The sequence below is a fragment of the Novosphingobium rosa NBRC 15208 genome, from assembly GCF_001598555.1.
Classification (GTDB): domain Bacteria; phylum Pseudomonadota; class Alphaproteobacteria; order Sphingomonadales; family Sphingomonadaceae; genus Novosphingobium; species Novosphingobium rosa.
Map to the genome: position 1 here is coordinate 99,024 of NZ_BCZE01000012.1, position 13,634 is coordinate 112,657.

Consider the following 13,634-nt stretch of genomic DNA (forward strand, 5'->3'; position numbering starts at 1 on the left):
TTCCATGCGCCGATGGCCGCCTCGTTGGTGGCGCCGGGCGCAGGTCTATCTGCGGCGTGTGAACATCTTCCCATGGCTGGAAGGCATTGCGCTGGTCTCGTTCATGGCCGCCACGCTTTCGGCCTATCTGGTTCTCTCGGACCAGTCGGACAAGGGGCAGTTGCTGAACTCGGCATTGACGGCGACCCTGCTGGTCGGCATGCTGGTGCCCGCCATGGCGATCCTGATGCTGATCGGCCGGCGCATGGCGCTGCGCCGCGCGGCTGAAAGCATCGGCTCCAAGGGGCGGCTGCATGTGCAGCTGGTGTTCCTCTTCTCGATGATCGCGGCGGTGCCCACGCTGCTGGTGGTGGTCTGCGCCTCATGGCTGTTCCAGTCGACCGGCGAGTTCTGGTTCACCGACAGTTCGCGCGGCATGCTGGAAAACGCCAACAAGCTGGCGCAGGGCTATTACGAGCAGAGCCAGCGCGACGTGTCCGACAATGCCATCGCCATGGCTTACGATGTGCACGATGCGCTCAGCCGGGTCTCGATGGTCAGCCGCGAGTTTCAGGAAGGCATTTCCTATCAGGTGCTCCAGCGCAAGCTGGATGAGGTGGCGATCCTGCAGAAGGAGCCCAACGGCGCCCTGAACACGGTCGCCTTCATCGACCCCAGCGGCAAGCCGCCCACGCCCCCGAAGCCCGAGGTGGTGCGGCGCATCGATGCCGGCGAGCCCATCGTGGTCAACACCAATGCCGACCGGATCGAGGTGGTGACGCCGATCGACCGCCGCAGCGGCATCTATCTCTTTGCCGCGCGCCGTTCGGACCTTCTGGCGATCACTCAGGGCCGCCGCGCCGATAACATCGTGCGCGCCTATCAGGTGCTCACGCAGAAAGCGCGGCTGCTGCAATTGCGCTTCAACGTGGCGCTGTTCATCGCCTCGCTGGCGCTGGTGGGCCTGTCCGTGTGGTTCGCCCTGCGCTTTGCCGACCGGCAGGTGCAGCCGCTGGCCGAGCTGGTCGCCGCCGCCCGCCGCGTGGGCGCGGGCGATTTCGCCCAGCGTGTGGAGGGCAGGGCCGGGTCGGACGAGATCGGTCTGCTCAACCGGGCCTTCAACCGCATGACCGGGCAGATCGAGCGGCAGACGCTGGCGCTCGTCGGCGCCAACCAGCAGATCGGTGAGCGCCGCGCTTTTATCGAGGCGGTGCTGGAATCGGTCACGGCAGGCGTGATTTCGCTCGATGGCGCGGGGCGTGTGCTGCTGATGAACTCCTCGGCGCAGAAGCTGCTGCGCCCTGCCGATGCCGCGCCGCCAGAAGGCCTCCTGCTGGCCGAGATCGCCCCCCAGCTGGCCGGTCTGGTCGTGCCGGGGGCCAATGAAGGCATCGTGCAATATGCCAAGGGCAGCGAATTGCTGACCTTGGCCGTGAAGGTCACCGGCAACCCTTCGGGCGCGGTGCTGACCTTCGAGGATATCACGCGGCAATTGCTCGATCAGCGCCAGGCCGCATGGTCCGACGTGGCGCGGCGCATCGCGCATGAGATCAAGAACCCGCTCACCCCGATCCAGCTGGCCACGGAACGCCTGAAGCGCCGCTATCGCAAGCAGATCGTGGACGATGGCGAGCTCTTCGAGGAACTGACCCAGACGATCATCCGGCAGGTGGGCGATCTGCGCAAGATGGTGGATGAATTCTCCTCCTTCGCGCGCCTGCCCAAACCGGTGTTCCGCAATGAGGATCCCGCCGATCTGGCGCGTCAGGCCATGTTCCTGCAGGAGGTGGCGCGGCCCGATATCAGCTTCGCCTTCTTGGCGGGCGAGGATGTCAGCCAGATCGCCTGCGATCGCCATCAGTTCGGTCAGGCCATGACCAATGTGCTGAAAAACGCCACCGAAGCGGTCGAGGCGCAGGCCAAGAACGCTGGCGAGGACTACCGCGGCCGCATCACGCTGGGCCTCACCGGCGCGGAGGACAGCGTCACCGTCACCATCACCGACAATGGCATCGGCCTGCCTCAGGACCGGGAGCGCATTGTCGAACCCTATGTCACCACGCGTGAAAAGGGCACGGGCCTTGGTCTGGCCATCGTGAAGAAGATCATCGAGGAGCATGGGGGCGATATGGCCTTTGCCTCGGTGGATACGGGGGGCACCCAAGTCACCATGCGCTTTGCGCGCGATCCGCTGGACGACAAGCCTGCCGCTGACAGGCGCGTCGGTGAAGCGGCAGAGTAGTAAGGAACGGACATCTCCATGGCACTCGATATCCTGGTCGTCGACGATGAGAAGGACATTCGCGATCTGGTCGCGGGTGTGCTCTCCGACGAGGGCTATGACTGCAGAACGGCGGGCGACAGCCGCGCCGCTCTGGAGGCGGTGGACAAGCGGCGCCCCTCGCTGGTGCTGCTCGACGTGTGGCTGCACGGCAGCCCGATGGACGGGCTTGAGGTGCTTGACGCGATCAAGGCGCGTGAGCCCGATCTGCCGGTGATCATCTTCTCGGGGCACGGCAACATCGATACGGCCGTGGCCGCGATCGGGCGCGGGGCGATGGATTTCATCGAAAAACCCTTCGAGACCGAGCGCCTTTTGCACCTTGTGGAACGCGCCACCGAGACGGAGCGCCTGCGCCGCGAGAACGCAAGGCTGAAGCTGGACATCACGCAGGGCGAGGAGTTCACCGGCAATTCCAGCGCGATCAACCACGTTCGCGCAACGCTGAAACGCGTTGCCAACACCGGCAGCCGCCTGCTGATCTCGGGCCCTTCCGGCGCGGGCAAGGAGGTGGCCGCGCGCCTGCTCCACAGCTGGAGCCCGCGTGCGACGAACCCCTTCGTCAGCGTCAATTCCGCCCGCATCACCCCCGAACGCTTTGAGGAAGAGCTGTTTGGTGAGGAGCAGAACGGCAAGCTGGTGCGCGCCGGCCTGCTGGAGATGGCCGATGGCGGCACGCTGTACCTCGATGAGGTGGGCGATATGCCGCTGTCCACCCAGGCCCGCATCCTGCGCGTGCTGACCGATCAGGCCTTTGCCCGTGTCGGCGGGGCGCGGCAGCTGCGGGTCGATGTGCGCGTGGTCTCCTCCACCAGCCGCAATCTGGAGAAGGAAATCGCCGAAAAGCGCTTCCGCGAGGATCTGTTCTATCGTCTGAACGTGGTGCCGGTCCATGTGCCGCCGCTTTCGGAACGCCGTGATGACGTGCCCGCGCTGGTCAGCCATTTCTTCGCGCGTTACGCCAACGATCAGGGCCTGCCGCCGCCCGACATCAGCCTGGAGGCGATGGCCGCGCTGCAGGCCTATGAATGGCCGGGCAATGTGCGCCAGCTGCGCAATGTGGTGGAGCGCACCGTGATCCTCGCTCCGCGTGAGAGGCTCGGCATCATCGAGCCCGATATGCTGCCCGGCGAGATCGTCACCGGCCGTCTGGCTGGCGATGGCGGCATGTCGGCGCTGATGGGCGTGCCGCTGCGTGAAGCGCGCGAGAATTTCGAGCGCGAATATCTGCGTGTCCAGATCCGCCGCTTTTCGGGCAACATTTCCAAGACCGCCAGCTTCATCGGCATGGAACGTTCCGCACTGCACCGCAAACTCAAGCTGCTGGGCATGGGCGAGCGCCGTGAGGATGAAGAGGAGGAGTAAGGGCCTCTTTTTACACGCTGAGACAATTTAGGCCATTTACGCTGCAAGCGCGAAACATTATTCACTCACATCAGACGTCGGCAACCCGAGAATCGGGTGCCAGATCGCGGGTGGCCCCACCGCCCGCCAAAAAAAAGGAGCAAAAACATGACTGAAGCAACCGAAACCTCGGAAACCCCTGAGGTCGTGAAGCCTGCACGCAAGCTCTCGGCGCGCCCCAAGCTCAAGGCTCCCACCCCGCCTCCCGCCCCCGAGGTTGAGGCAGCACCGGCTCCTGCTTCCGCGGCGGCTCCGTCGGGCAAGGGTGGCCAAAACCTTCAGGACCAGTTCCTCAACCACCTGCGCAAAAACAAGACCCCGGTGACGATGTTCCTCGTCAAGGGCGTGAAGTTGCAGGGTATTGTCACCTGGTTTGACAATTTCTCGATCCTGCTGCGCCGCGATGGCCAGTCGCAGCTGGTTTACAAGCATGCCGTCTCGACGATCATGCCCAGCACCCCCATCGACACGCGCCTGTTCGGCAGCGGCACCGATGGCGGCAAGAAGGCCCGTCTGCTTCAGGACGTGTTCCTCTCCAGCATCCGCGCTGCAGAGGCGCAGGTCACGATGTTCCTGGTGAACGGTGTGATGCTTCAGGGCCGCGTGGCGGCTTACGATCTGTTCTGCATGCTGCTGGAGCGTGAAGGTTACGTCCAGCTGGCCTATAAACATGCCGTTTCCACCATTCAGCCACTGACCCCGGTTGATCTGACCGGTGAATGGGACGGCGAAGAGGATTCCAACGCCTGACTTTCCATATCGATGACTCGAAGGGCGAGGTGACGCGCGGCGCGCGTGCCCTCGTCGTATGCCCCGACATCCGCGGGCGGGCCGCCACCACCAGCGACCCGGCCGCACGGATCGAGGAGGCCAAGGGCTTGGCGCTGGCCATCGGGCTGGAGATCGCCGAGGCCTTTGCTGTGCCCATCCGCGAGGCACGCCCCGGCACGCTGTTCGGCGAGGGCCAGATCGACAACATCATGGTGCAATGCACCCTGCACGAGGCCGAGCTGGTGATCGTGGATGGTTCGCTTTCGGCGGTGCAGCAGCGCAATCTTGAGGAAAAGCTCAAGCGCAAGGTGATCGACCGCACCGGTCTGATCCTGGAAATCTTCGGCGAGCGCGCGGCGACCGCCGAAGGTCGCCTGCAGGTCGAGCTGGCCCATCTGGACTATCAGGCGGGCCGTCTGGTGCGCAGCTGGACTCACCTTGAGCGTCAGCGCGGCGGCTTCGGCTTCCTGGGCGGCCCGGGCGAAACGCAGATCGAGGCCGACCGTCGCATGATCCGCGACCGCATGGCCCGCATCCGCCGCGAGCTGGAGCAGGTGCGCCGCACGCGCGGGTTGCACCGCGAGAGGCGCGGCAAGGCGCCCTGGCCGGTGCTGGCGCTGGTGGGCTACACCAATGCGGGCAAATCGACGCTGTTCAACCGGCTGACCGGTGCTGGCGTGATGGCGCAGGACCTGCTTTTCGCCACGCTGGACCCGACGATGCGCGCCATCCGTCTGGCGGGCGTCGACAAGGCGATCCTCTCGGATACGGTGGGCTTTATTTCGGACCTGCCGACGCAGCTGGTCGCCGCTTTCCGCGCCACGCTGGAAGAGGTGACCGCCGCCGATGTGGTGATCCATGTGCGCGATATCGCCAATCCCGAAACAGCCTCGCAAAAGGCGCATGTTCTGGATGTGCTGGCCGATCTGGGACTAATGGAGGAGGGCGGCTTCGCCCCCAAGGTTCCTGTCATCGAGGTGTGGAACAAGTGGGACCTGCTGCCCGCCGACCAGATCGCCGATCTGCTGCGCGCCGCGCGTCAGCAGCGCGAGGATGAGGACCAGCTGATCGTGCCGCTCTCGGCGTTGACGGGCGAGGGCTGTGAGGAACTGCTCGAAGCCGCCGGGCGCCTGCTGACGGGTGATGCGCGGGAACATCTCCTCACGCTCGAGGCGGGCGATGGCCAGCGTCTGGCCTGGCTGCATGCCCATGGCGATGTGCTGGAAGACAGCGACGCGGGCGAGGGCGAGGATCATCGCCGGCGCCTGCGCGTGCGCCTGACGCCGCGCGAATGGGGCCGCTATTGCAGGTTGAGTGAGGATCTGGAGGGCTAGAGCGCGGCGGCGCTCAGACCGTTAAGCCCTTCTCGCGTCGCTTGACGGCCTGCCACAGTTCCTCCTGCTCATCGAGCGACAGGGCCGCGAAATCCCGGCCCTGTTCGCTTGAGAGCGTTTCCATCCCGCGATAGCGGCGCTCGAATTTGGCATTGGCGGCGCGCAAGGCTTCCTCGGGCGCCACGCCATAAGCCCGCGTCACATTGACGGCGGCGAAGAGCAGATCGCCCGCTTCCTCGATACGCTCGGCCTCATTGGTTGCTTCGGCCAGTTCCTGCACTTCCTCGGAGAGCTTGGCGACGGGGCCTTCGGTATCGGGCCAGTCAAAACCCTGCCGTACCGCGCGCTTCTGCAGCTTCTCCGCCCGCATCAGCGCGGGCAGCGCCTGAGCCACCCCATCCATCGCGCTGGTTGCGCCCTTGGCTTCACGCTCGCTGGCCTTCTGGGCTTCCCAGCGGGTCTCGCGTGACCAGTCCTGCCCGGCTTCATCGCCGAAGATATGCGGGTGGCGTTTTTCCATCTTGGCCGCGATCCCGGCGGCGACATCGTCGAAGCTGAAATGCCCCGCTTCCTCGGCCATACGGGCATGGAAGACCACCTGCAGCAGCAGATCGCCCAGCTCCTCGCGCAGATCGGCCATATCGTCACGCTCGATGGCGTCGGCGACCTCATAGGCTTCTTCGATGGTGTAGGGCGCGATGGTGGCGAAAGTCTGCGCCACATCCCATTCACACCCCTTCGCAGGATCGCGCAGCCGGGCCATGATGGCGAGCAAACGGTCGAGAGAAGGGCTGGCGGTCATCGGGAAACCTCGCGGCAGAGGGAAGGGCACCTTGCCCTCTGCCATGGAGCGTCCCACTTTGCCAACAGGCCTTTACGCCTGATCGACAACCTTGCGGCCAAGCGCAGGATCGTCAGTGAAGAAACCGTCGAGCTGCAGCGTCTTCAGATAATGGCTGATCTCGGCCAGACTGCCCTCGACATTGCGCGCGCCATCGCCCGCGCCATTCCGGAAATCACCGGCGAGGAAGTGGTTCTCAGGACGGAAAGTCCAGGTGCCAACCAGCATGCCCGCCTTGCGCGCCGCAATATGCAGACCGGTGGGTGCGGCCATTTTGCCGTCCTTGCCCAGCGGAATATACATGCGCGTGGGTGGAGCGAACCAGTCGGCGTAAGTCGCCATATCGGCCATGGCGGTGGGGGTGAACAGGTCTTTCCAAACCCTTTTGTCGCCCTTGGCCGTGAAATCGGCGGGGCTTTCATCGGGCGCGCCGATCAACTGCATCAACTGCACATTGGGCTTGTCGGCCACGGCCTTTTTCAGGCTGCGCAGATTGGCGGTCTCGAAGCTCTGCACGATCACGGGCGCGGTCTTCAGGTAACGGCTGGCGTTGAGCCGCTCCAGAAAGCGTCCTTCCTGAGGCAGGCCGATCCCGGCGAAATAGGTGGAGTGCTTGATTTCGGGAATGATGCCGATGATGCGGCCGCGCGCGGCGCTTTCCGCCGCCACGAAGTCGATCATCTCTTCCAGCGTCACGATCTGGAATTCACCATCATAGGAATGGCTTTCCGTGCGCATACCCTCAAGGCGTTCCCTGGCACGCAGGGTTTTCAGTTCGGCCAGCGTGAAGTCCTCGGTGAACCAGCCGGTCAGTTGCTCGCCATCGACGGTCTTGGTCACCTTGCGCGATGCGAATTCAGGATGTGCCGCAACATTGGTGGTTTCGGCGATGTTGTTTTCATGGCGGATCACCAGCACGCCATCCCTGGTGCTCACCAGATCGGGTTCGACAAAATCGGCCCCATCCTGGATCGCCTTGGCATAGGAGCCCAGCGTGTGCTCCGGGCGCAGGGCGGAGCACCCCCGATGCCCCATCACAACCGGCTTGGCAGGACGTTGGCGCATGGGAACAGCTCCGTTAACCATAGACGTGAGGGGGCCGACCCCCATGGCGATGCCTGTTGCGGCAGTATAGCCCATCAGGCGGCGGCGGGAAATCGGCCCCATCGTCATTGTCTTAAAACCCCAGCGAAAGCGTGCCGAACACCATGCGCGGCGCGATCGGATAGGCCGAGAAGCTGGACGCCGTATTGACAGACACGGTGGACCAGCCGGTTGCGTTGAACAGGTTGGTCACATTCATGCTGATCTCTGCCTTGCGGGCGTGGATCCAGCGCTCGGGGATCTTGGCGGCGATCCGGGCCGAAACCAGGAAGTAGCTGTCCACCATGCCATCGTTGACATAGGTGGCGTAGCGCTTGCCCACATAGTCACCGAAGAGCTGGACCTGGAAGGGCCCATTGTCCAGCGAGATGACGGTCTTGTTCATCCACTTGGGGCTGCCGGGCACCTGCTTGCCGCCGGTGGGCACCACATTGTTGACGGTGGTGAAGCCGCCGATACTGGTGCCGGTGGCCGCGCCCGTCGCGGTGGAATAGTCGCTCTGATAGACCGAGTTGTTGTAGCTGATGGCGTTGTAGATCGAGGCGATCGAGCCAAAGCGCAGCGTGGCGCCGGCGTCCACGCCATCGGTCTTCACATTGCCCACGTTGAACAGCGAGGTGGTGCCGCCGGTGATCGAGCCACCCGCGATGCCGCCCGGCGCCGCGCTGACCGAAAGCAGGCGGTTGCTGAAATCGACGTGGTAATAGTTGATCTGGCCCTCGATGCTGGTCACCGCGCTGTTGGTGAAGCTGTGCTTCGAGCGCAGACCCACTTCATAGGTCCATGAGCTTTCCGGGTGACCGTTGGCCTTGATGTAATTGAAGGCCTGCTGGTTGCCCACCGACCACGGATCGGCGCTGCCGCCGCCGCCGTAGGCCTGATACTGGCGCATGTTCTTCTGGATGTTGGCGTAGAATTCCTCGTGGCCGTTCACGTCCCACTTGGCGCCCACGGTGGGCAGGAACCAGTTTTCGGTGTTGATGCGGCCCGAGGGCAGGCTGTCACCCGCGACCAGACCGGCATAGGAACCGACCTTGGGCTGGGCGATGAAGAAGCCATTGGCATATTGCGCGCTGGTCTTGATGCCCGCCTCGACGGTCAGGCGGTTGGTCATCTTCCACGTGTCCTGCAGATGCAGCTGCAGGGTGTTCACGCGCATTTCAGCGGCATACTGCGTGAAGAGCGGGTTGCTCGGCGTGGTGTAGGGGGTGGAGCTGTCCGGATTGCTGGCATCCAGAGCATACCAGCGGCGCCAGGCATGCGAGCTGTTGTACTGATACCAGACGCCCGCCTCGATCGCGTGATTGCCGATATCGGCGTTCAGCGTCGAGATGATACCCTTGCGCATGATGCGATATTCGGTGGTGCGGGTCACGTAACCCGAGCCGCCCGTCGCCGCGACCAGATAGGACGAGGTGTTCGAATTGCTCTTCTGCGCCGTGGCGGTGGTGTAGCCCGGGGTCAGATAGGCATCGACCACGGTGATCGACTGGCCAAGCGGCCCGGCCACCACGCCTTCACCGTTGTTGTGGTGATAATAGACCTGGTTCGACCATTTCACATGCTCGCCAAGGTTCAGATCATACTTGAGGTATCCAAGATAATCCGCGCGGTGAGCGTCAGAATAATAGTTGCGATAGTTCGAGCCGTCTCCGGCAGGCGTGTTGCCATAGGCATCCACATAATTGCGCGCGGTGGCGAAATTGGGATAGGTGTAGGGGCGGGTGTAAGGCACATTGGCCTGCACCGCATTGGCAGGCTTGGTGTAGATGACCGAGGCGTCTTCGTTGGGCTCGGTCTTGTCCGACCAGTCGAAATAGGCCGTCAGCTTGCCGATGTGATCTTCATGAACGAATTTGGCATTGGCCTGCCAGCCGCCCTGAATGCCGGCGAAATCCCACGAACGCCCACGCTGGCGCGCCGCCGAGATATAAAGCTTGTTGCCACCGGCGAACTCGCCGCTGTCGATGCGGGCATAGGTGCGCGAAGTGCCATACATGCCGCCGGTCTGGTTGACCTGAACACCCATGCGGCTTTCGGGGTCGCTGCTGTAGACCTGAACCGCGCCGCCCAGATTGCTGGTGGAGGCAATGCCCAGTTCACCGGCGCCGGTGGCCACGACGGTGCGGCCCACATTTTCGCTGATCAGCGCGCGCTGAGGCGACAGGCCATTGAAATTGCCGTAATTCTGGTCGCCCAGCGGCACGCCGTCCATCACATAGCCAAGCTGGCTGATCGAGAAACCGTGGATGAAGAGCTGAGCGTTCTGCTCGTTGTTACCCCACGGGTCGGCGGTGATGTAGAGGACGCCGGGCAGCGTCTGCATCGCCTTGAAGGGAGAGGCGCCAGGCAGGATCTTCTGGATTTCCGCGCCGGCCACGGCAGTGCTGGAACGCGTCGCCTTGGCCGTGACGGTGATGGTTTCGGCGGTGTCTTCGTTCTCCGGCGCCGAGGCCGCGGCGGGAGCGTCAGCGGTATCGGCGGCGTGGGCCAGAACCGGTGCCAAGGCGAGGGCGGCGACCCCCGGCAGCATCAATGTGTTTACCAGTCTGCGAAAACTCATGGCGTGTCCCTCTAACATCGCGCTGCGGTTGCGAAGCCGCTAGAGGGTTGAGATGACGGGATGTTGACTGTTTTACGTCAAAACAAAGACACCGATGTCAGGGCCTTGTCGGGTTGCCATAACATCACACGGAACAGCGATGTTTCCGCAGCGCACACAAGATTGCGATAATCGATATTATGTTAAGAGGGACGCGATTTGACAGCACCCTCGCGCGTCAAAGCTCGATGGTCAGCCCATCATAGCCCACCTGCACGTGACTCGGGATTTCCTCGGAAACCTCCCGGTAATCCATGCTCTTGTCCAGATGGGTCAGCACAGCGCGACTGGCGCGCGTGGCCTCCACCAACTCCAGCGCCATGCCCAGATGCGCATGGGTCGGATGCGGTTCGCGCCTCAGGCAATCGGTGACCAGCAGATCGACACCATGGAACAGGTTGACCATCTCCCCGGTGATCGCGCTGAAATCAGTGGCATAGCCGATGGACTTGCCGTCGCAGTCGAACCGGAAAGCCGTGCTCTGCGCCGGTCCATGCGGCATCTGGCACCAGCCCACGCCAAACCCCGCGAACATGCGCAGCCGATCAAGCGAGTCCAGTTCGACCAGCGTGTGATAACCGTGCTGCCCGGCGAAGACATAACCGAAGCGATTGCGCAGCCGCCGCACCGTCTCGTCATTGGCAAAGCCCGGCAAAGGCCCGGCGCGGCCATAACGGAATGGACGCAGATCATCGATGCCGTGGCAATGGTCGGCATGGTCATGGGTCCAGAACACAGCGTCCAGACGATGGATGCTGTTGGCCAGCAGCTGCTGACGCAGATCGGTCGAGGTATCGACCAGAATGCGCGCACCCTCGGAGCTTTCGACCAGGATCGAGGCCCGGGTACGGCGGTTTTTGGGGTCAGCGGGATCGCACTGGCCCCAGTCCTCGCCCATCTCTCCCGCCACGCGCGGCACGCCCGTGGAGGTGCCGGAGCCGAGCATCACCAGCTTCATGCGGCCAATCCCGCTTTGTCAAGATCCGCCTTGGCGAAGAGCTTGCGGAAATTGGCACTGGTGGTCGCAGCCAGATCCTCAAGGCTGACATCGCGCAGACCGGCCACGAAACGCGCCGTATCGGCGGTGTAGGCGGGTTCGCAGACCTTGCCGCGATGGGGGATCGGCGCAAGAAAAGGCGAGTCCGTCTCCACCAGCAGGCGATCCTGCGGGATGGTGGAGACAAAGGCCTGAAGATCCTTGGCATTTTTGAAGGTCACAATACCCGAGATCGAGATGGTTAATCCCAGATTTAGCACCTTTTCGCCAAAATCGGCCGAGGCGGTGAAACAGTGGATCAGCGCGGGGAAAGCCCCCTGCTCCATCTCCTCGGTCAGGATGCGCGCCGTATCCTCTTCCGCCTCGCGGGTGTGAATGATCAGCGGCAGGCCGGTTTCACGCGCCACGCGGATATGCGTGCGGAACAGATCCTGCTGCACCACGCGGTCCGAATGGTCGTAATAGTAATCGAGGCCCGTCTCGCCGATGCCGATCACGCGGGGGTGTTTCGTGGCCTCCAGCAGGGCCCCCTCGCCCAGATCGGCATGCTGGTCGGCTTCATGCGGATGGATGCCGACGGTCGCCCAGACATCGCTTTCGCGCTCCGCCGTGGCGACGACATCGGCCCATTCGCTCTGCCTTGTCGAGATGTTGAGAAAAGCCCCGATCCCCGCTGCCCGCGCACGTGCCAGCACCTCGCCCTGCTGCTCGATCAAGCCCTTGTAATTGAGGTGGCAGTGGGAATCGATGAGCATCAGGCGTTCTCGTCAGCAGGCAGTTCGAGGCGCGGGAAAACGCCGCTGGGCTGTTCCAGCGTGAATCCGGCAGCAGCCAGATCGGCCAGCCAGCCTTTGTTCTCCAACGCCGTAAAATCGCGGACATCCGCGGCAATGCCCATCTGATCGAGCAGACGGTCGATCGCGGTCGGCACCACCGGGCGCAGGGCAATGGCCAGATCGCGCACCACGCGCAGCAGCACCATCAGCACCGCTTCCATCCGCTCGGGATCGGTCTTGCGCAGCGCCCAGGGCGCCTGCTCATCGACATAGGCGTTGCAGGCGAAGACGCCGCGCATCCAGGCATCGAGCCCTTCGGAGAAGTCCAGCGTACTGAAGGCCTCACGCATGGCGGCAATGCTCTCGGCCACGGTGGCCAGCAGCGCATCATCGGCTTCGGAAAGCGGAAGATCAGCCTTAAGAACGCCGCCCATATTCTTGAAAATCATGGAAAGGCTGCGCTGCGCCAGATTGCCGAAGCTGTTGGCCAGCTCGGCATTGCAGCGCGTCACGATGGCTTCCGCCGAATAGCTGCCGTCATTCCCGAAGCTGACTTCGCGCATCAGGAAATAGCGCAGGCTGTCCACGCCGAAACGCTCGGCCAGCTCCAGCGGATCGACCACATTGCCCAGCGACTTCGACATTTTCTCGCCACGATGCAGCAGGAAGCCATGGCCGAACACCTGCTTGGGCAGCGGCAGCTTGGCGCTCATCAGGAAGGCTGGCCAATAGACGGTGTGGAAGCGGACAATGTCCTTGCCGATCAGATGGATATCGGCGGGCCACCAGCGCTCCATCTCCGGGGTCTTCTCGGGATAGCCCAGACCCGTCAGATAGTTGGTCAGCGCGTCGACCCAGACATACATCACATGCCCCGGCGAGCCCGGAACCGGCACGCCCCAATCGAAGCTGGTGCGCGAAACCGACAGATCGCGCAGACCACCCTCGACGAATTTCACCACCTCATTACGGCGGCTGTCGGGGCTGATGAAATCAGGCTGGCTGTTGTAAAGTGCCAGCAGCGGCTCCTGATAGGCCGAAAGACGGAAGAACCAGCTTTCCTCCACGGTCCATTCCACTGGCGTGCCCTGCGGCGACAGCTTCTCAGCCCCCTCGCCCGCGACCAGTTCGCTTTCATCGTAGAAAGCCTCGTCGCGCACCGAATACCAGCCTTCATAGCGATCGAGATAGAGATCGCCATTGGCCTCCATCGCCTGCCAGATGGCCTGGCTGGCCTTGTAATGGGCTTCATCGGTGGTGCGTTGGAACACATCGTAAGAGATGTTCAAAGCATCGCACATCGCACGGAAATGGCTGGACATTTCATCGCACAGCTCGCGCGGCGTGATGCCCAGATCGCGCGCCTTTTGCGCCATCTTCAGACCATGCTCGTCGGTGCCGGTCTGGAAACGCACGTCGCGGCCCTCGGCGCGCTGGTGGCGGGCGATGACGTCGGCGGCGATCGCCTCATAGGCATGGCCGATGTGGGGCTTGCCATTGGGATAGGCGATGGCGGTGGTGATGTAGAAAGGATCGGCCATGGGC

At 63.4% G+C, this 13,634-nt stretch carries 10 protein-coding genes; 4 read left to right on the plus strand and 6 right to left on the minus strand.

Annotation, left to right across the window (positions count from 1 at the left end; translation table 11 throughout):
- Positions 1 to 4 precede the first annotated feature (4 nt).
- From SR3_RS05975 to hflX, 4 genes are all read left to right on the plus strand, one after another.
- Positions 5 to 2,221 carry a sensor histidine kinase gene (locus SR3_RS05975; RefSeq protein ID WP_245653793.1) on the plus strand — a complete coding sequence of 739 codons (2,217 nt, stop codon included), beginning with the start codon at positions 5 to 7 and terminating at the stop codon, positions 2,219 to 2,221.
- A gap of 18 nt (positions 2,222 to 2,239) precedes the next feature.
- Positions 2,240 to 3,625, plus strand: a complete 1,386-nt coding sequence (gene ntrX, locus SR3_RS05980; protein ID WP_068082193.1) for a nitrogen assimilation response regulator NtrX — start codon at positions 2,240 to 2,242, stop codon at positions 3,623 to 3,625.
- A 147-nt stretch (positions 3,626 to 3,772) separates the two neighbouring features.
- On the plus strand, positions 3,773 to 4,414 hold the full coding sequence (hfq, locus tag SR3_RS05985) for an RNA chaperone Hfq (RefSeq protein ID WP_068082196.1): 642 nt from the start codon (positions 3,773 to 3,775) through the stop codon (positions 4,412 to 4,414).
- Positions 4,384 to 5,769, plus strand: a complete 1,386-nt coding sequence (gene hflX / locus SR3_RS05990) for a GTPase HflX (protein WP_068082199.1) — start codon at positions 4,384 to 4,386, stop codon at positions 5,767 to 5,769. Before hfq ends, hflX begins: the two co-directional genes overlap by 31 nt.
- A gap of 13 nt (positions 5,770 to 5,782) precedes the next feature.
- Here the strand turns inward: hflX and mazG are convergent, their stop codons facing one another.
- The 6 genes from mazG to metG all read right to left on the minus strand — a co-directional run bounded on the left by mazG (position 5,783) and on the right by metG (position 13,630).
- Positions 5,783 to 6,571: a nucleoside triphosphate pyrophosphohydrolase gene (gene mazG, locus SR3_RS05995; protein WP_068082309.1), complete on the minus strand. Its 789-nt coding sequence runs from the start codon at positions 6,569 to 6,571 to the stop codon at positions 5,783 to 5,785.
- A 72-nt stretch (positions 6,572 to 6,643) separates the two neighbouring features.
- Positions 6,644 to 7,783, minus strand: coding sequence for a glycerophosphodiester phosphodiesterase family protein (locus SR3_RS06000; RefSeq protein WP_068082202.1), 1,140 nt, complete (start codon positions 7,781 to 7,783; stop codon positions 6,644 to 6,646).
- A gap of 4 nt (positions 7,784 to 7,787) precedes the next feature.
- The gene (locus SR3_RS06005) at positions 7,788 to 10,277 is read right to left on the minus strand and encodes a TonB-dependent receptor (protein WP_084455017.1); all 2,490 of its coding nucleotides are present in this window, start codon (positions 10,275 to 10,277) and stop codon (positions 7,788 to 7,790) included.
- Positions 10,278 to 10,494: 217 nt separating this feature from the next.
- Positions 10,495 to 11,274 (minus strand): MBL fold metallo-hydrolase, encoded by a 780-nt coding sequence (locus SR3_RS06010; protein WP_068082210.1) that lies wholly within the window; start codon positions 11,272 to 11,274, stop codon positions 10,495 to 10,497.
- A complete protein-coding gene (locus SR3_RS06015) occupies positions 11,271 to 12,068 on the minus strand; it encodes a TatD family hydrolase (RefSeq protein ID WP_068082212.1) in 798 nt (265 codons plus the stop codon). The genes SR3_RS06010 and SR3_RS06015 overlap by 4 nt, the downstream gene beginning before the upstream one ends.
- Positions 12,068 to 13,630 carry a methionine--tRNA ligase gene (metG, locus tag SR3_RS06020; RefSeq protein ID WP_068082215.1) on the minus strand — a complete coding sequence of 521 codons (1,563 nt, stop codon included), beginning with the start codon at positions 13,628 to 13,630 and terminating at the stop codon, positions 12,068 to 12,070. Before metG ends, SR3_RS06015 begins: the two co-directional genes overlap by 1 nt.
- Positions 13,631 to 13,634 lie beyond the last annotated feature (4 nt).